9 protein-coding genes and 1 pseudogene are annotated in these 18,117 nt (G+C 72.1%); 5 read left to right on the top strand and 5 right to left on the bottom strand.

Annotated elements, in window-relative coordinates; genetic code table 11:
• Positions 1 to 202: 202 nt before the first annotated feature.
• From ACZ7DL_RS35635 to ACZ7DL_RS35620, 4 genes and pseudogenes are all read left to right on the top strand, one after another.
• On the top strand, positions 203 to 700 hold the full coding sequence (locus ACZ7DL_RS35635) for a hypothetical protein (protein ID WP_470780719.1): 498 nt from the start codon (positions 203 to 205) through the stop codon (positions 698 to 700).
• A gap of 1,146 nt (positions 701 to 1,846) precedes the next feature.
• Positions 1,847 to 1,978, top strand: coding sequence for a hypothetical protein (locus tag ACZ7DL_RS35630; protein ID WP_470780717.1), 132 nt, complete (start codon positions 1,847 to 1,849; stop codon positions 1,976 to 1,978).
• A gap of 7 nt (positions 1,979 to 1,985) precedes the next feature.
• Positions 1,986 to 2,819: pseudogene (locus ACZ7DL_RS35625) on the top strand (thiopeptide-type bacteriocin biosynthesis protein); the annotation flags it as partial.
• Positions 2,705 to 3,700, top strand: coding sequence for a nitroreductase family protein (locus tag ACZ7DL_RS35620; RefSeq protein ID WP_470780796.1), 996 nt, complete (start codon positions 2,705 to 2,707; stop codon positions 3,698 to 3,700). The pseudogene ACZ7DL_RS35625 and the gene ACZ7DL_RS35620, both read left to right, overlap by 115 nt.
• Before the next feature lie 179 nt (positions 3,701 to 3,879).
• Here the strand turns inward: ACZ7DL_RS35620 and ACZ7DL_RS35615 are convergent, their stop codons facing one another.
• Together ACZ7DL_RS35615 and ACZ7DL_RS35610 are read right to left on the bottom strand one after the other, a co-directional pair.
• Complete coding sequence (locus tag ACZ7DL_RS35615; protein WP_470780715.1) at positions 3,880 to 4,920, bottom strand: vWA domain-containing protein; 1,041 nt, start codon at positions 4,918 to 4,920, stop codon at positions 3,880 to 3,882.
• Between the two features lie 511 nt (positions 4,921 to 5,431).
• Positions 5,432 to 6,442 carry a hypothetical protein gene (locus ACZ7DL_RS35610; RefSeq protein WP_470780713.1) on the bottom strand — a complete coding sequence of 337 codons (1,011 nt, stop codon included), beginning with the start codon at positions 6,440 to 6,442 and terminating at the stop codon, positions 5,432 to 5,434.
• Between the two features lie 586 nt (positions 6,443 to 7,028).
• On the opposite strand from ACZ7DL_RS35610, the gene ACZ7DL_RS35605 reads away from it, so the two are divergent.
• Entirely contained in the window at positions 7,029 to 7,754 is a 726-nt protein-coding gene (locus ACZ7DL_RS35605; protein WP_470780711.1) for a CDP-diacylglycerol diphosphatase, read from the top strand.
• 86 nt (positions 7,755 to 7,840) lie between these two features.
• On the opposite strand, the gene ACZ7DL_RS35600 is transcribed toward ACZ7DL_RS35605, so the two are convergent.
• The 3 genes from ACZ7DL_RS35600 to ACZ7DL_RS35590 all read right to left on the bottom strand — a co-directional run bounded on the left by ACZ7DL_RS35600 (position 7,841) and on the right by ACZ7DL_RS35590 (position 18,063).
• The gene (locus tag ACZ7DL_RS35600) at positions 7,841 to 8,665 is read right to left on the bottom strand and encodes a hypothetical protein (protein WP_470780709.1); all 825 of its coding nucleotides are present in this window, start codon (positions 8,663 to 8,665) and stop codon (positions 7,841 to 7,843) included.
• Between the two features lie 895 nt (positions 8,666 to 9,560).
• The gene (locus ACZ7DL_RS35595; RefSeq protein WP_470780707.1) at positions 9,561 to 15,494 is read right to left on the bottom strand and encodes a hypothetical protein; all 5,934 of its coding nucleotides are present in this window, start codon (positions 15,492 to 15,494) and stop codon (positions 9,561 to 9,563) included.
• Positions 15,495 to 15,525: 31 nt separating this feature from the next.
• Positions 15,526 to 18,063: a hypothetical protein gene (locus tag ACZ7DL_RS35590; RefSeq protein WP_470780706.1), complete on the bottom strand. Its 2,538-nt coding sequence runs from the start codon at positions 18,061 to 18,063 to the stop codon at positions 15,526 to 15,528.
• Between the last annotated feature and the right edge of the window lie 54 nt (positions 18,064 to 18,117).

The raw sequence follows: 18,117 nt of genomic DNA, 5'->3' as shown, positions 1-18,117 counted from the left end.
GTGGTGAATCGGAGTGTATTAAACGTGCTCCGTCGCTCGCGCGGCTAGACGTTCGCCGCTCCGCTTCGACGGGAAGTGCCAGTCGATCGTGCGCGGCGGAACGGCAGCGCCGGACGCGAATTCGTATCCGATGCCGGGACACTTCGCATCGATCGTAGGAGAATAGAAGCCGTCCGGGGGCCGGGGAGAGAGGGCGGAAGCCGTGACCGAAGTGAAGGAGAGCTTCGACTACAGGATCGTGCACCTCGTCACCAAGGAGGTCAACGACAAGGTGACCCGGACGACCGCCCTGACCAACGCCGCCATCAGCCGTCTGCCACGTTTCGGCGAGCGCGGAAACACGGCCCGTGAGAGGTGCGACCACTGCGAAGCGCAACTCCGCGTGGATCTCCCGTCGTTCATCGATGTCCGCCGTGAGCGGCGCCTGCACGGGATGCTGTGGAAGGTGTGGGCTCTGGCGACGGTCCTCAGCGGCTACGGCTTCGTGTACGTGGCCCGTACCTCCAGGGCCACGGGGTACGGCCCCTCGATCGCCTTCGCCCTGACCGTGGCCGCCACACTCTTCTTCGCCTACCGCACGCTGGTCAGCGGATTGCTCTCGCGCAGCAATGGAGGACCGCAGGTCACCCGTGTCGACCGCCGGGAACGTGGGAACGTTCGGCACAGCTGGACGTGTGCGCCGGAAACCGAGGACTCCTGACGCGGTCCGGCGTTCTCTCGGCCCGCCCGAACCGGAGGGCCGCGCCGCCGGCGTCACGCTGGAGGGCAGCCGCGCGCTGCCGGCCCTGTGGCAGCTGCTCTCGGACCGACTCGCTCTGGGCCATGCGGTGCGGGGTGGCGGCGGTGCAGAGCGTGGTGCGGGGGAGGGCGCGGAGGGCGACATACGGGGTGGTGCGGGGGAGCGGGCGGAGGGCGGCAAACAGGCCCGGGCCGGGGCCCGGGTGGACGCCTGGGCGCAAGGCGATGTCGGAGCGCAGGCCGAGGCCGGGGGCCGGGTTGACGCTCGCGTTCAGGGTGATGCCGGAGCGCGGGCTGAGGCCGCTGTGTGGGCCGCCGCCCGGGTTCGGGGCGATACCGGGGCTCAGGCGGACAGCGCCACGCAAGCCGACGCCCGGGCTCAGGCCGACGCCCGAGCGCAGGCCGACACCCGGATTCCGGCCGGCACCGGGGAAGCCGAGGCCGGATCAGGGGGCGGAGCCCGGGCTCAGGCCGTCCGGATCGACCGGGCCGACCCGCGGGTAGAGACCGCGCTCGCCACGCTCACGGCCCGACTGCGCGAGCACGACCTGTTGGTCGAGCACCCGGACGGCGTCGAACTCCCGCCCTGGCCGGGTTCGTCGGCCGCCCGGCCGCCCGGCCGGCCGAGGCGGTCGAAGCGATCCGGAGCGCGCACCCGGTCGTCGCCGCACCGGATCCCGAGGGCCCGCTCGCCGTGAGCCTCGTACGGGCGCTGCGCGCGGCGGGCGCCAGCCCGCGGGTCACCACGTCCAGGAGTCCGCGCGCCGTTCGGTCCCGGGCGGCGCCCGGGACCCGGAGCGGCTGCGCCCGATGCTGGGCCGCCCCGAGCTGGTGCTGGACCTCGACGACCACGTCGGTCTCAACACACTGCCGGAGGCGCAGCCCCGGTTGGACTTCCTGTTCGCCGACTCCGCGGAGGCACCCTGGTACGAGCGGTGGCTGGGGGCGCCCGAGCCGGTGGCCGACCTGACGGTGCTGCTGGAGCGGACCGTGGACCGGTTGGCCGCCGAGGGACTGGAGGTCATCGTGATCACGCAGGACGAGCCGGGCGTCAGGGCTCGGCTGGGGGTTGCACTGCGCCGAGGTGATCGTCCCCGGCACGCTTCCGATGACCTTCGGGCATGTCAACCGCCGCACCGCGGGACTGGACCGGCTGCTGGAGGTGTCCCACCGGCTGGGCCGCACCGCCCGGCCGCAACGCCGCGACGAACTGCCCCTGCACCCCCACCCCTTCCCGTGAGGACACGATGACGACCGCCCGCCCCCGTCCCCGCCCGGCTGCGCCCGAGGGCCCCGGACACCCCTGGCACAGCCTGCATCTCGCTCTGCACACCGGCGGCGCGCAGACGGACGCATTCGTCACCGATGACCTCGCCCCGCTGATGGACAGCCTGACCGGCGCCCCGGGCCCCGCCTGGTTCTTCATCCGCTACGGCGAGGACGGTCGCCATCTGCGCATCCGCTTCCGGGGCGGGCTGCCCGTCGGCGCGGCCTCTGAACTTCCCGGCTTGCTGGCGGAGTTGGCGTCCGCGCGGCCCGCGGAGTTCACCGGTCCCTGGCCCGCCCGGCACGGCGAGGTGCGCGAGGTGCCGTACGTACCCGAGACGGAGCGGTACGGCGACCCCGCCGCGCTGCCCCTCGCCGAGGAGGTGTTCGCCCACGCCACCCGCGCGGCCGTCGAGGCCCTGCGCGCGACTCCGGACCGCGCCGCCCGGCTCCCGCTCGCCCTCGACCTCGCCCACGCCACTGCCCACGCGCTCGGCCTCGACGAATTCCAGGCCTCGGGCTGGCTGCGCCGGCACGCCGCCTCCTGGCGGTGGATCACCGAGGTGGAGCCGCTGCCCGGGGCCGCCGTCCACGCCCGCGTGAATTCGGTGTTCGCCCTCCAGCGGCCGGGCCTGGTCCGGCGGGCCCGGGCCCTGCGCGCCGCCCTCGATGCGGGCACCGCCGCGCCCTGGCTGGCGGAGTGGGCCCGCCGGGTCGGCGCCGCGGACGCCCGGTTGCGCAGCACCGTGGAGCCGGAGCAGGCCGCCCGCCGCGTGCCCTGGGTGTGGGCCTCCCAGCTGCACATGCTGTTCAACCGGCTCGGCGTCACCCCCGACGAGGAGCGGGCCGTCTGCCGCCTGGCGGCCCGCACGCTGCTGGCGACCGAGGACGACTCGGGGTTCTTCCCCGCCGGACACCGCGCGGCCGACTACCAGTACCTGGAGCGCAGCAAGTTCCGCATCGGGCGGCCCGAGGACACCGCACTGCGCGACCTGCCCCCGCCGCAGGCCCCCTCGGCGGCCCGGCTCGCGGCCGAAGTCCCGCTGCCCGCAGCCGTCCTGCCGGAACTGGCGCTCGCCGAGGCACTGCGCCGGCGCAGCTCCGTGCGCGGGCCGCTGTACGGGCCGCTGGACGCAGGGACGCTGGGCGGTGTGCTGTGGTCCGCGTACGCCGAGAGCCACGCGACGCACCGGCCCCTCGCCGACGGCACCGTACGCACCCTCCGGCACCGCCCTTACCCAGCGCCGGCGCCCTCTACAGCGTGCACGTGCGCCTGGTGGCACTGGACGTCGCCGGGCTGGCCGCGGGCACGTACCACTGCGTGCCGGAGCGCCGCGCCCTGCTCCCGATCGGCCCCGCGCCGGCCGTCGCCGAGCTCAAGGCGCTGTCCTCGTACCTCTCCCGGCCGGCGGACGACCCGGACGCGGTGGGCATCGAGGAGGCCCCGGCGGTGCTCGCGATCCACCTCGACCTCGGTCTGCTACGCCGCCGCTACGGACTGCGGGCGCTGCGGCTGGGCCTGTTGGAAGCCGGCCACCTCGCGCAGACGCTGCTGCTCACCTCGGCGGCGTTCGGCCTGGCCACCGTCCCGCTCGGCGGCCTCCACGACGACCTGACCCACGAGCTCCTCGCCCTCGACGACCTCGACGAGCCGGTCCAGTACCTCCTCCCTCTGGGGCGTCCCGCCCGCCTCTAGATGTCCCGACCACGAGCGTTGTCGGCCAGGGCGCGGCTCGACCGTGACGAAGACCTCCGGGTGTGACGTAGGTGCCTGCGCCACACCGCGCAACGGAGGTCTTCGTCTCCCCCTCTCGGCTGACCTTGCGCGGCAGGCGGATGCTGTTCGCCTCCTGCGGACCGGCCGGAAGCCGGGCGTCAGCGCATGAGCAGCAGTCGCGTGTTCGGTACGAGCTTCCGGTTCACGCTGGTGCTCTGCACGAATATCGTGAAGTCGTCGTTGTGGTCCGGCTTGACGCGAACTTCCGCGTCGGGCAGGCCGAGCAGGGCTCGGGCCTCGGGCCCGGTGTAGACCCGGTCCGTCTTCTTCTCCAGCACCGCGATCTGCTTCCGCGCCTGGATCTTCTCCGACTTGCTCAGCTGGTAGAACGCACCACCGGTCCGGTAGGTGTGCCCGCTTTCGACGACCCAGTCCCGGATCGCCGCGTCACGAGCCACCGGAATCAGCTCGTACTGCGACGGATCCACCGGGGTGAGGCCGGCCGCCTTGATGGTGTCCCTGTTGACCGCTTCCGCACCCGTGGAGAACACCGCCCGCGAACCTCGGATGCCCTGGGTGCGGCCGACCATGAACTTCTCGGTGGCCAGCTGGATGACCTGCCCGGCCTCCTCCAGACCCTGTGTGCTCGTGGCGTCCCAGATGGCGATGTTGTCCTTGGGGAAACCGCACCGCATGGCCTCGCGCTTGCCCATCTGGTCCGGCACGAGGACGGCCAGCGTCCAGTTGTCCTCCTGGATCTTGATCATCTCGGCCACGGCCTCGACCAGTTCCCGCGGATCGCCGGCAGGGGCATCCGGGCCGCGATGACTCGCGTTCTCCTGCCCGTCGGTGAGGATGAACGTCAGGAAGCTGTGGTCGCCGTACAGCTGGGCCGTCTGCGCCAGCTCCCGCTGTGACTTCAGGGCGGCCGCCAGCAGGGCCGTCATTCCACCGACCTGGTACAGCTGCTTCAGCGACGGCATCCGCAGCACGTCCTTGTCGTAGATGACGCACTGCACCTTGTCTGCGAAGACATACACCGTGACGCGCGTTTCCTGGTCCAACTCCCGCGAACGGCGGGCAAGGTACGCGATCTGCTGGTCGGCTACTTCGACGACCTTGCGGCTCAGGTGCGACATGGACGAACTGGCGTCCAGCACAAGAGCAACGTGATTGATGTAGTTCTGGCTTCCGGACATGGCAGCCTCCCCCTCTTTCGAAGCGATGGTCCTACCCTCTCACCCACCACTGACAATCGATCTTGACTTGCGGACCGGCTGAAGAGCCCGGCCCTTGCCTCGGTGGCGGAGCGTGGGGCGCAGGAGGCTGGGCGCTGTTGCCGAGGCTGACCCGGCCGTTGGGAGAGACTTCGGTTGGCCTGAGCCGGGGTGTGCCGCCGGCAGCGTAAGGACGCGGCGGCATCGTGGCTTTCACCAAGCGCATGGGCCGCCTGTCAGCGAGTGGGGAATCCAGCACCGTACGGCGTCTGGCCTTCACCCGGCTCCGGCGCTGGATCTGCTGCGTCGCTGCCACCCACCGAACCAGGGGGAGGTGACCCACTGGTGGACCTGACCGTGCCCGTCGTCACCATCGGGGCCGACGCCGCCCCGGGGCACCCCCGCTCGTGCGGGGAGTGCTCGGGGCTGTGCGTGGCTGGTTCACCGCCGCCACGGGGATCGGTTCACCACCGCTCCTACGCGCTCGGTGCGATCAGAACTCGTCCTGGGGAAAGTCCTGGCCGGCGAGATCGCTGTCGGAGAACTCGGCGTCGCTCATCCCCGGGCCGGCGAAGAAGCCCTGCATGAGTTCGTTCAGGTCCAGTTCCTTGGCACCGGCCGGAGCGGTGGGCTTGGTGCCATCGCCCATGCGCAGCGTCAGGCCCAGCTTCTTGACCTTGGCGTTCTCGGCCAGCTTGGCGAGATCCACGTCCACCTCGGCCAGCTCACCGTTCTTGAGCGTGAAGTCCGCCGTCACCTTGGCGTTGGGAGCGTCCTTCAAGTCCTTGTCCGTCGGCAACTCCATGCCCGGCGGCAGGTCCTTCGCCAGCGGGCGGATCTCGCCGAGCAGCTGAGTGATCAGCGTGCGGAAGGGGGCCGTGGCGGTGATGTGCTCGGTGCCGTCCCCACCGCCGGCTGTCTTGAACTTCACCTGACGGGCGACGACCTGGCGGAGGGCCTTGACGAGCTTCTTCTGCGTCTTGGCGTCGAGAGACGGCTCGGGCGTGGGACTGTCCTGGTCCTCCTCGCCCTCGGCGGCGGCCTTCTCCATCTCCTTGGAGCTGAACTTCACCCACTTGCCCTCGAAGATGTCCTTGACCGGCCCGGCCTCCGGGGGCAGGTCTTCAGCGCCCGGTACGGGGCTGCCCATCATCTTGCCGATGGTGTCGATGTCGGCACGGACGTAGACGTAGTCGCCGATCACCCGGTATTCGGCAAGGTCGCCGTCCGGGTTGCTGACCTTCATGGCCATGCCGACGAAGTCCTTGTCACCCGACTCGGCGAGGGGCTTCTTCGACTGCACGGTGACAGCGATCTTCGCGCCGCTGATCAGCTCGGCGGCCTCGTCCGGGATCTCGTCGCCGGGCTCGGGCTCGGACTCGGCGTCCAACGCCTTCAGGGACTTGACGTCGGTGTCGAGGTCGAGCTCGAAGGAGAGCGTCTTCTTCTTGCCGAGCTTCTCGAAGGCCTGGTCGAGCTTCTTGCCGGCGGAGAGCTGCTCCACCGTTCCGCAGGCGGCGGAGCCCGCGAGGACGGCACCGACGACGGCGGTGGCGGTGAGGGTCTTGCGTATGGCGTTGATGGTGGTCTCCTGGTGGATCCGATCTTGCGGCGATCGAACAGAAGACTCACGACCTGCCCAGAAGGTTGTGCCCGTCCGGGGAGTCGCCGGTAATCACCGAGCGGGACGCCGTCGACACCCGGGCACTCCACAGGTGAGGCGGCGACGTCATCGAGCGCACCGTGGCGGAAGTGCGACGACTCCCGGCAGCTCAGGCATCCGACACCCTCGTGCCCACACCCAGGTGTTGAACTGGTCGCTTGGCCTGCGGATGCGCTGGCTGACGGGTGGTGGCACCTTGGTTGTATAGCTCGTACATGGGCCTGAACGGTGTTAGCCACGCGCCCGCCGGAGGCAGTGCGATGCTGATCCCACCGGCGCCCGGCCCGCAGCGGGCCGGCAGTAAGCCGTGAGAGGTCCCCTTTCACCGGGCCGGAAGCGGGCGCATCGACCCTATGAGCGGCCCGGGGTCCAGGGCGTACCCGGCCGGGCAGCCGCAGCCGGTGTCCGATTACATGGAGGTTCTGCTGTGACGGACGAGTATGGGGAAAGCGCCCCCACCGATCCGCCCGTAGCCCTGTGCGGAAGCCAGGACGACAAGGGTGAGACTCTCTGGGATATGGCCAAGAACTGCCGAGAGATGCCGAGGGACAGTTTTTGGATCGTGTCCGAAGGAGTAGAGGGATTCCTCCTGGTTCCCACCAACCGCATCAAAGGCATCGAGTGCCCGGACCTCGTGTCCGGCGCATTCGCCAAATACAACTACTGGGATGCCGCTTACGATCGAGCCTGGGCATGGCTGGCGAAACCCTGGCAGCCGTTCTGGGGCCTCTTCGGGCTGGGGATCAACTCGGCCCCGCACCGCTCCCACGAGCAGTTGCACATCCACATCTCTTGGGTCCGCGACGGGGTGAAAGACGCGCTCGACAAAGCCTACCGAGAGGGCAAGGTCACCAAGGAATTGAAGAACTGGCGCAGGTCGGTGATCCCGCTCATCGGGCGGGATCAGCACGGAGGCGAGCAGGAAAAGAACTACCGTGTGGTCCACGTCGACGGCCTCGGGCTGAACCTCTTCAAGGCGCTCTACGACAACGTGGTCATCGGCTCCAACCCCAAGGAGGAGATGGGTGACCAGACGATGATCGCCATTGGGGCGGAAGGACCCGACGAAAGAGGTGGATGGTACATCCTGAACAGCTCCGACAAAATCACCAACGGCGTCGGCTTCTGCGACAGTCTCCTCATCTGCAAGTGAGAGGGCCCAAGGCTGAGGCGACGCAGTTCGTTCGTGAGTGCAGTGGCCAATTGTGGAGGGAGACGGGTCGAAGGGCCGCCGTGCGGTCAGTCCCAGTCCGCTTCGAGGCTCTCGTAGCTCTGGAACCAATGGACGTCGAAGTAACGGGCCGTCGAGAAGGGATGGTGCGGGTCGGTGAGCAACCGGTGGATGAACTCGGCGGTAGAACCGTCGAATCGCTGCCATGAGCCGGGGACCTCCTCCGACATGACGATGGGCCACTTGTCCGGGTCCGGTCCCTCGGTGAGCCAGTAGAAGCGATCCGCCTGCTCGGATCCGGCCCACTCCAGCAGCCCGCCGGGAGCCGGGAACAGGTCGTACGGCTCCCACAGCCTGTTACCGCGTGTTCGGGCCCACTCGGCCAGCCACTCGGTGTGCCGGACGATGTCGGCGCTCTTGAAGGGGGCATCGGGTACGGAGAGCTGGAGGAAGCCGTCGAAGGCGCCATGTCCGAAGTGCTCGGCCAGCCTCTTGTAATCGCTGGGCAGCGCGGTACCCAGCCGGGCTTCGACCGCTGTCCAGTCGACCGTGGGGGCCCGGTGCGGATCCCACCCTGTGACGGCGACGACCCGGTCCACCCAGGAGGCGTCCCCCGGCAGCGGGTCCGCCGCGGGGTCAGGCCGCTCGGCGACGACCAGGACAGGCCGTATGGCCTCGCTGGTACGCGTCGCACCGCATCCGATCCACCGGCCGGCGTGCGCCCAGGCCACCATCTCGACCAGATGCTCCCCGAAGGGGAGGAGGAGCGGCAGCCCGGTCCGCTCGGTCACCGGCGGATCGACGTGCCCGCCCGTGGCCAGCCTGCGCGGCTGCCCGTACCGGCCGCTGAGCCGCTTTGTCAGCGTGGCGAGGCCGACCTCGTCGGAAGTCACCAGACACACGTGCCCTGCCGAGTGCCCAGCCTCCCGGCACTCCAAGGCTCCCGTGCCAGGCCAGAGCAAGCCGTGGACAGCTGCGAGCAGCTCCTCTTCATTCATGGCAGACAGTGAAGCGTACGCCACTGACAACGGGGTTCAGCTGGGCTCGCGGCCTACGCCCACGCGGTCATGCGGGGATGAAGTGCGGCCACCAGGGTGGGACGTTGCCCGGGCACACGGGGGCGGGATAGGAGTTCGGCATGCCGAGCCATGTCACGAGAAACCAGGCGAACCACAGGGTGAAGACGAGTCCTGCGGCCAGAGCTGCCCGTGGATGACGTCTTCCGATGGTGCTGTGCAGGATTACCCATGGAATCGCGGCGGCGACCCATACGAGAGGGGCGAGGAGCAGCAATGCCATGCCGTTGGCTGATGCACTGCCGCCGATGTCGCAAGTACCCCATGCCCTGCCGACAGCGGCAATGGACACCCCTGCGGTCAGCCCGCCGAAGAGGACGCCGGAGCCAATTCCTTTGAACCGGGGTCTCGGGGGACTCGATGGCGCTGCTCCCACGATCGCACACCCCTTCGCTGTGAATGCGGAGACTACCAGCGTTCTGGGAGGGCGCTCTCGGACCCTGGCTCGCCCTGACATCCCGGGTGTCTCCCCGGGCCGAGCGGACCGTGCGGTAGGCCATCGCACACGGTGGTGTTCGAACACGACCAGTGCGCGCATAAGACGACGAGGGCTCCGTTGCCGGCAGCACCCGCACCATGTGACGGGGGCACGGGGGAAGGCGGAGGGGCCGGCCCGATCACCGCGGGGAGTGGGCCCGCGGGTACAGGCCGGTCGCCCGTGTTCAGGCGCCGGGGTGTGGTGTCCGGCGTGGTGGCCGCCCCTGACACCTCATCACGGCCACGGGTCCGTGGGCCGTACCGTGTCGAACTCCAGCCCGCTGGAACTCTCACCGCTGCCGGGCACCTTCTGTCTGCGCACCCAGCTGTGGTGAGAACCGTCGAACCAGCGGGCCAGGACCGGGCGGCGGGTCACGGTCACCCCCTCCCGGGGCACTTCCTCCTCGTGCACCCACAGCCCGCGGGCGATGAGCCGGCCCTCCGGGCGGGAGTCGAGGCCGGGTCCGGTCAGTTCGGACAGCCGGAACCGGATCACCCCGGGCCGGACCGCCTCCGGAACCAGCGGGAACCAGTAGTCGGGCACTACGGTCTGCACCCCGTAAGCGGGCAGCAGCAGCGTTCCCACCGGCTCGGGCGGCACATGGCGGGCCCATTGGTCCCGGCGGTCCGTCAGCAGCCCCCGGCCGTCGGTGTAGCGGTGCTGCACGGCCCATGCCAGGTTCGCCAACTCGTCGCGGGCCAGCATCGCCTGCTCCAGCGGCTCGCCCGTCTGCCCGCGTTCGGTGGGCAGCATCAGCAGTCCGGAGGTGACCGGGCGATCCGGGTCCGCGCCGTGCAGGGTGAACAGGGACCAGGAGGGGTCGTCGCGGCCCGCACGGTCGACGAGGTGGTACCGGCCGAACACATCGCGCACCAGGAGCGGGTCCAGGACGGTCAGCGACGCGGTCGGCACTTCGAGCGGCACCAGGAACCAGTCGTTGCCGTAGACGGTGGCGAAGGAGATCAGCAGCAGACGACCGGTGTCCAGCGTGGAGACGTCCGCTGCGCCGAGGTCGACCCGCGCGTCCTCCATCTCCCAGAACCGGTCGGCCGGCAGACCGCCGTACCGCACCGTCGAGGGCAGCCCCTCGTCGGTGAACACATGCCGGGGCCCCGCCGGCGCCGCCTCGATCTCGGGATCGGGATGCACGTCGAGGCCGTACCAGTCCAGCCCGTCGCCCAGATACTCCTCGGCGCGCAGCACCGAGCCGCCGGCGGACACCTCGGCGGCGTGTTCGAACCGGTGCGGGTCGAAGGTGTCCGGCCCGCGTTCGGCGAGCTGCTCGGCCCACCAGCGTCGCCACCGGGCGGTCACCTCGCCGAGGCTCGCGTCCGCCCCGCCGTCGAAGGTGCCCGCATCCAGCGCCGCCGCCACCGACGCCGCGTCCGGCATCCGGCCGTCGAGGAGGCCGATGAGACTCGCGTCGGGCTCGCCGGCCGGGAGGAGATGGGAGGCCAGCGCCGGGACGGCGGCGCCCAGCACCCCGGCGTCGTCGCACATCCGCAGCAGCACGGCGCCGCCCTCGGCGCGCAGCCGCTCGTCGACCCGCACCGGCTCGTCCTCGACCTGGGTGTCCAGCGGCCCCGTACGCGGGTCGTAGGGCACCCAGTCCACGGCCCCCGCCGGGCGCCAGGCGTCGATCGGCGCACTGCTGCCGGTCATCCGGACCACCGCGGGGGAGCCGGCGTCCTGGGCGGCGAATTCCCCGAACTGCCACTGGCGGGTGAGCAGCCACAACGGGTCGTGCACCCGTGCGGCCAGACCCGATTCCACATCGTCGGTGCGGTGCCCGGGCTCCAGACGGAACGGCCCGTGCGGATCGGTGTTCGGCCGGCGGGTCTCGATCCGGGCCAGCGCCTGTCCGGTCGCCCCTGTCTGCGGGATCTGGATCGCGGGGATCAGGTCGTCCAGCAGGGGCAGGTCGGCGACGTCGACGGCGCGCAGCTTGGCCAGTTCCAGCGTCTCCCGCAGGACCTGGACCAGGCCGTCGGACGTCCAACCGCGTTCGAGATCCGGAGGGACGGCGATGAGCACGCTGTGCGGGGCCTTGGCATCCGGGCGGTCGAAGTGGAAGGCGACGCCGGTCAGCTCGGTCTCCGCCGCGGCCTCGGCCGGCCGGCTCGGATCGGTGGCCGGACGCAGGTGGTCGGAACCGGGCAGCAGCTCGATCCACTCGTCCAGCAGCAGGCCGGTGACGGCCGCACCGGGCACGGTGTCGGCCGGGGCGTGCCAGACCAGGTGGGCGGTGGCCTGCGGGCGCCGCCCGGCGGGGAAGGTGCCGCCGATCCAAGGGTCGGCCCCGGCATCCGGAGTCTGGGCCGCACGCAGCCGTTCCACCCGCCCGGCCCGGGTCCCGGCCAGCAGCAGCGTCTCGTGCAGGGTGCGCACCACGGGCCGTACCGCCGCGTTGCGCCGCAGCCAGTCCTCGAGGTCGGCGCCACGCACGTCGCCGCGGCCGGCCGGCGCCGCCCCGGTGAGCGCGGGCAGCAGCGGGAGCTCCGCACCGAGCACCTCGGCCAGCGCGGCACGGGCCCGGGACAGCCAGCCCTCGGTCTCGCCCGGTTCGGACGTCTCCGCGGCCAGCTCGCGCAACGCGGCCGCGCCGGGGTGTGCGGCGAACGACGGGTCTGCCGCGAAACGGGCCAGTCGGCCGCGCAGGCCGGCCGTCTCGACCGAGCGGTCACCCGGATTCTCGGAGAGGTGCGCCGGCAGCAGCGGTTGCGCGGTGGCCAGCAGCGACCGGATGCGTACGGCCCTGCCGCGCAGCCCGGTCCAGCCCGGACCGGTGAAGGTGACGCCGGCGTCCGGCGGGGCGCCGTGGGCGTCGAGAACCGCACGGCGCAGCCGCGCGGGCTCCGCCCCGGCCGCGTCCAGTACGGTGCTCAGCGCGCCCAGCCCCAGCCGGTCGATGGTGATCTCGAAGGGCCGGTCCTCGCCCGACTCGGCGCCTGCCCGCCCGCCGAGCACACCGGTGAGGGTCCAGAGGGTGCCCGCGCCGAGCACGTGGGCGACCCAGGCCTCCAGCGCCGGCTGGAGCGCGGCCACCGGGTCGGTGGGCCAGCCGGTCGGCCCGCCAGGCGTGTCCGGCAGCAGCGCGGCCACCCGGTGGGTCAGTGCGCGGGCCCGGTGCGGCGTACGCAGGACGTGGAAGGTGTCCGGAACGTCCTCACCGCGCCCGAGGGTGTCGGCGGTCAGTCCCGCCCGGATCGGGTTGCCCCCCACCAGCTGGTGGACGCTCTCGGCCAGCACCAGGTCGCCCACCGCGTCCAGGGCTTCGGCCACGTCCTCCAGCAGCGGCAGGGCCGCCGCGCGGTCGCCGGCCGGCACCACCGGAGCGCCGTCGATGACACTCGGCAGATCCGCCGCGTCGGCACCGGCTCGCGCCAGGGCCATCCCGTCGACCACATTGCGGGCGGCGACTGCCTCCGCGCTGCGTGCCCACAGGTCCGCGTCGGCCGCCTGCTCCTCCGGCTCCGGCACGACGGGCAGCGGGAACTGACGGCGGAACCGCTCGACGAGGTGGTCCAGCTCCGCGTCGTGCAGGGCCCGCTCGAAGCGGTAGCCGAGCAGCGAGCCCAGGTTCTGCCCCTGGCGTACGCCGCCGAGCAGCCAGCGGGCGATGCGGGCGCGGCGGGAGGTGAGGCTGACCGCGTAGGTCTGCTCGCCGGGGTGGCCCAGGAAGCCCGAGCGCAGTACCGTCGCGGAGGCCGCGTGCTGGAGCGAGGGCGCGTGGATGTAGCCGTCCTGCGCGGACACTTCGACCGTGGTGTCCACGTCGTCCACGACCATCTCGACCTGCTCCCGGGGGACCGGTGGGCGCAGGTTCTCCACCCAGCCGTAGCAGCCGTAGCGGACCCCCTCGACCCCGGACGCGCGCAACTCGGCCAGCCGCCGGGATGCCAGGGAGGTGACCCAGGCGTCCAGCCGATGGGAGTAGACGTCGATGACCTCCAGCAGCAGCTCCGGCAGCCGGTGCACCGGTACGGCGGCCAGTGTGCGCAGCATCTGCTCCAGCCGGGGCAGCGCGCCGGCGGCTCGGGCCGCGGCCGCGACACGCTCCTCGCGCTCGCGTTCCGACAGCCCTTCGAGTACGTCGGCCACCAGCTGGTCCACCTCGCCGATGACGGCCAGTGCCTGGCGCAGGGCGTCGTCCTCACCCTCGTCACCGGCGAAAAACGCCCAGTTGGGCAGGTACAACAGCGCATCGAGCACCCCGGTGGCGTCCGGCGTGCCGTCGTCCCCGTCCCCGTCCTCGTCCCCGTCCTCGTCCCCGTCCTCCTCCGGCTCCTCGCCGCCCGCGCTCGGCAGCTCGAAGAAGGTGCTGCGCCGCGGCGGGGTCTCCCGGCCGGAGGACAACTCCACCGGCCACGCCCGGTCGTAGCTTTCGGCGTCCAACTCACCGGCCAGGAAGGCGCGCACCGCATCCAGATAGTCCGCGGTGGCCGACGCCCTTGCCGGGAAGGCGACCGGGTCGGGCGTGAGCCGGCCCACGAACGCCGGAACGCCGCTCGTCCTCTCCAGCCCCCAGCCGAGATCGGTCCACCCGTCCCCGCTCGTGGTCCAGCGCAGCACCCCGTCCGCGGGCAGGCCGGGCACGCCCAGCTCGTTGGGCGGCTGGTCGCGCGGGGTCTTGCCCACGGCGAAATTGGGGCCGTCCAGCCGGCGCATGGCCAGGCCGGTGGCCACGGGCAGCCGCTGCAACGCCTCCACCGCGACCTGATCGACCGCCACGCCCGGCTGTACCCGGGGGATGGTCTCCTCATCGGCGACCGCGACGCGCCAGCGTTCCCGCAGCCGCAGCAGCCAGGGCGCCAGCAGTGCATCCACGTCTCGGCTGCGCTGCGCGCGCCAGTCGCCCAGAGAGGTGGCGGGCAGCACCCCGTACGGTTGGCTGCCGACCCGCAGCATCGGCAGCGGCCCGCGACTGCGGACATGGTCGGCGAGATGGTCCCGGACCGCGCGCCACGGCCGGGTGGGGTCGGTGGCCCGCACCTGGCGGCTGCCCAGGTCCAGATGGGACGCCGCCGCCTCCGCGAATCCCTTGCCCAGCGTGGGCCATGTCAGCAGGGTCAGCGCGGCGACGGCCGAGGGTTCGGCGTCGGTCGCGCCGGAGCAGCCGCGCAGGAAACCGGCGTCGGGCAGGCCGAGAGCGGTGGCCAGGGCGTCGGCCACCGGCCGCTGTCCGGCCGGCGGGTCCGCTTCCGGCCCCGGATAGGCGGGAGCGGAGGACCAGCCGGAGCGGGCGCGCGGGGTGTTGTTGGTCGCGGTGCCGGCCGGCAGCAGCCCGAGCCCGCCGCCGAAGCGGTGGCCGTGCAGGAGATCACGCAGCCGGGTGGCCCCGTCGGCGGCCGAGTCACCGCGTACGCCGACGACCAGCACCTCGTCCAGGTGCTCGGTACCGTCGGGAGGCAGGAGCAGCTCGACCCCCATGCCGGCCTTGACCGCCTGGAACCAGTCGGTCTCCCAGCCCTCCTCATCGGCGCGCAGCAGACCGACCGGCAGCGGGTCGGGCACCGGACGGCCGAGCTTGTCCACCACGACCTGGCCGTCGACCAGGCCGAGGAAGCGCCAGCGTTTCGGCATCGCGACCGTGCGCCGGCGTCGTTCGGCCGGGTCGACGGGGCGCACCACCGGCGGCGGGGATCCCGGACGGCAGGCATGGACGGCCCAGGCCGCGCGTGCCGGACGGAGCCGGGTGAGGACCTGCTGCCAGGCATCCGCACTCGGAGCCCGCCAGTACTCCGTGCCGGCGGCCGCCTCGGCCGTCGTGAGCTCCGGTTCGAACTTGGACAGCAGGATGTCGTCCGGGTAGATCCGGACCCGCAGCGTGCGCGGCTCCCACCAGATGGTTTCCACCCGCACCGGCAGGAGCGCGATCGGGGTGTTGTTGTCGTCGGGGAACAGGGCGGCGCCGCTGCCCAGCGCCTGCGTCAGTTCCTCCTCGGCACCGGCGAGCAGGCCGGCCTGCTGGTCGGCGGTGCGCTGGAGCTCCGCATGCGCCGCCTCGGCGGCGGCGAGCATGTCGGGCGTGGCACGCTCGTCGCCGGCCCGCAGGGCGTCCTGGAGCCGCCGCACCACGGCCTGCTGGTCGTCCGCGCGAGCCTGCGCGGCGCCCGCCTCGGCGCGGGCCCGCTCCAGCTGCGCCCATGCCGCGAACGCGTCCGTCATCTGCGATGTGCTCCTGTTCTCGGCGCGGTCATCAGCTGCTCAGCAGCGTGGTGGCGCGAAAGGCCAGTTGGAACGGCTGCTGGAAGGCGATACGGGCCATGTCGGCCGCGTCCCGGTCCCACGCCGGCGGATCGATCGGCGCCGGTTCGGTCGGTGGGGTGGGCGCCGGCCCGAGGCGGACGAAGCCGGCGGCGTCCACCGGGACGCCGCTCCAGGTGAGGTCGGCCCAGGTTCTCATCGGAACGGGCAGGGGGCCGGTGTCGAACCCGAACTGGGTGCCGCGCATCGGCTCACGGAACACGAAGAACCAGTCCTCGGCTCGGGCCCGTTGCGCGTCGAGGCCGGCGAACAGATAGAGCACCGTGGACTCGTCCAGCGCCAGAGGGGTGGCCGGCACTCCGCCGAACGCGGCGGGCAGCCTGCCGTTCTCGCCGCGCACGGCGAGCAGCGCGGTGCCCGGAAAACGGTGCAGCAGTTCACCGCGCACCAGCAGCGCCAGGTTGCCCTCACCGCCGGCGTGCAGCCGACTGCTCAGCGGGGCGTCCAGCGGCCAGGTGGCGATCTCGTCGATGTCCGTGCCGTCGGTGGGCCAGAACCGGGCGAAGGCGGTGCCGCGCTGGTCGGTCGGGAACTCCCGCCAGAGAAGCTCCCGGTTGAACTCGTGGTTGAGCCCGACCAGCAGGGCGGCGACGAACTCCGGATTGGTCTCCAGCAGCGTCACCGAGTCCGGTGGCAGCGCACCGATCCCGGGCAGCGCCCACTCCGGCCAGCGGGCCAGCAGCTCCTCGGCGATCGGCACGGAGAACGAGGGGTGTGCCATGACCGGGCGCAGCGGACGGTCATCAAAGGCGCTGCGCTGCGCCCAGAAGTCGGCGGGGATGCGGTCGGTCATGCGCAGCACCTGGAGCCGTGGCGGGCTGAGCGCGGAGCGCAGCTCGGCGGGCAGGCCCGTCCCGGGCGCCTGCTCGTCGATCAGCTCCATCTCCCTCAGCCCCTCCACCAGGACGGGCGTGCTCTCCACGGGGGCGTCTTCGCCCGCGATACGGCCCGCACGGCGGGCCAGTGCGCCGGTGCGGCGGGTGAGCCGGACGAACGAGGTGTCGGCGGCGCCGGCCAGCACCGGGGATGCGGCCAGCAACGTGGTCAGGGTGGTCGGCGCCGCGATCGGGCCGGACATGTCGGCGGGCAACGGCGTGCGGTTGCCCACGGGCGCCATGACGGTGACCAGATCCGCCACGTCCAGCGGAGCGAGGTGCTTGCGCTGAGCCCGTTCGGCAGCCGCAGCGGCCAGCTCACTCACGGCCAGCAGGCGGTTCGCCTCCCGGATCTCACCGACCTGCTCCCACGCCCGGGCCATCAGGAAGTCCTGCTCCGCCTGCACATAGCGGGCGCCGAGCGCGGCGGCCACCCTGCGGCGAACGTCGAGGTTGAGCGTGCTCATCCAGGAGTCCGGGTCCTCCGGCACGGTCTGCCGGCCGGTGTGATGGCTGCCGTAGAGCGGCGGGGCGACGGCGGCGGTGTCCCGGTCGCCGGGCGGCTGTTCGTCGTCGACGGGTTCACCGGGCTCGTCGCGACGCCGGGCCGGGGCGTCCAGGCGCTTACGCAAAAGGGAGCGGAACCGGTCCTGTGCCGCAGGGTCCGACCACACCTCGGGCGCCGCCGTGCCCGGCACCCGCAAGGCACCGTCCATGGCGACGGTGACCGACGGGAGGTCTTGCTGCTCGGCGGGCCAGGGCCGGCTGACGTCGATGCTCCGGGTCCCCAGTCCGGCGTCGGCGGCGGGCCGGAAGCGCAGTCGGCGGGCCAGCTCCTCGAACGTGCCCGCCTGCCCGGTGCGGAAGCTCCACCAGTGGTAGACGGGCAGGTCGACGGTGTCGGCGCCGCCGACCGGCCAGGCATCGGCCGTACCCGGCCCGATCAGCGGGGTATCGAGGCCGGCGGCCCGGCCGGCGGCGGTCGCCGGCACCACGGCGGCGATCCACTCCCGGTTCGGATCCAGCTTGCGCGGACACAGCAGCCGCCCGACGACGTCCGCCGAGTGGTCGCGCACGCCTTGTGCGGCGAGCTGCTGGGCGGTCGCGAGGTCGGTGACATTGTCCGGCAGACGGGCCTCCACATGCGCCCAGGCCCACCGCTCGGCCGGCGGCGGCAGCTTGGCGACCGGGGCGGTGAGCACCGGCAACGGGTGGGCGGCACGTGGCGGATCCGCTTCGTCGTCCCTGAGTACGATCAGCGCGATCCACGGCTGCGGAGTCGGCCCGGACGGCGTCGGGGCGGAACCGGGGGACAGCAGCCAGGGCAGGTCGGCGTGCGCCAGCTCGACCCCAACCATCACGTTCTCCGCTGCGGAGACCGTGCCGGGCGGCGGCTCCTCGCGCAGCACCATGCTCCGGTCGAAGCCGACGACGTCTCCCGGTCCGAGAAGCGACAGAGTGGGTCCGGCCACGTGCTCCTGTCCAACCCGGCCGCCGATCTCGCGATCGAAGACGACGGACGTGGACAGCGCCTGACCCACCGCCGCAGCCGCCGCACCGACCCGTGCCGAGGAGAAGAACCATCGCGTCGTCATACGTCGCTCCAGCCCGGGCCGCCGGGCCCTGACGTGGGTCTGTGGTCGGGCACC

This window comes from Streptomyces sp. NPDC036984 (genome assembly GCF_055607665.1).
The sequence above is the reverse complement of the archived record's forward strand: the minus strand, read 5'-3'. Positions and strand labels throughout refer to the sequence as shown.

Excerpts from the sequence above, each read along its gene's own strand:
- ACZ7DL_RS35630 (WP_470780717.1), top strand. The coding sequence starts at position 1,847 with ATGACCTTCGGGCATGTCAACCGCCGCACCGCGGGACTGGACCGGCTG.
- ACZ7DL_RS35615 (WP_470780715.1), bottom strand. The coding sequence starts at position 4,920 with ATGTCCGGAAGCCAGAACTACATCAATCACGTTGCTCTTGTGCTGGAC.
- ACZ7DL_RS35595 (WP_470780707.1), bottom strand. The coding sequence starts at position 15,494 with ATGACGGACGCGTTCGCGGCATGGGCGCAGCTGGAGCGGGCCCGCGCC.
- ACZ7DL_RS35590 (WP_470780706.1), bottom strand. The coding sequence starts at position 18,063 with ATGACGACGCGATGGTTCTTCTCCTCGGCACGGGTCGGTGCGGCGGCT.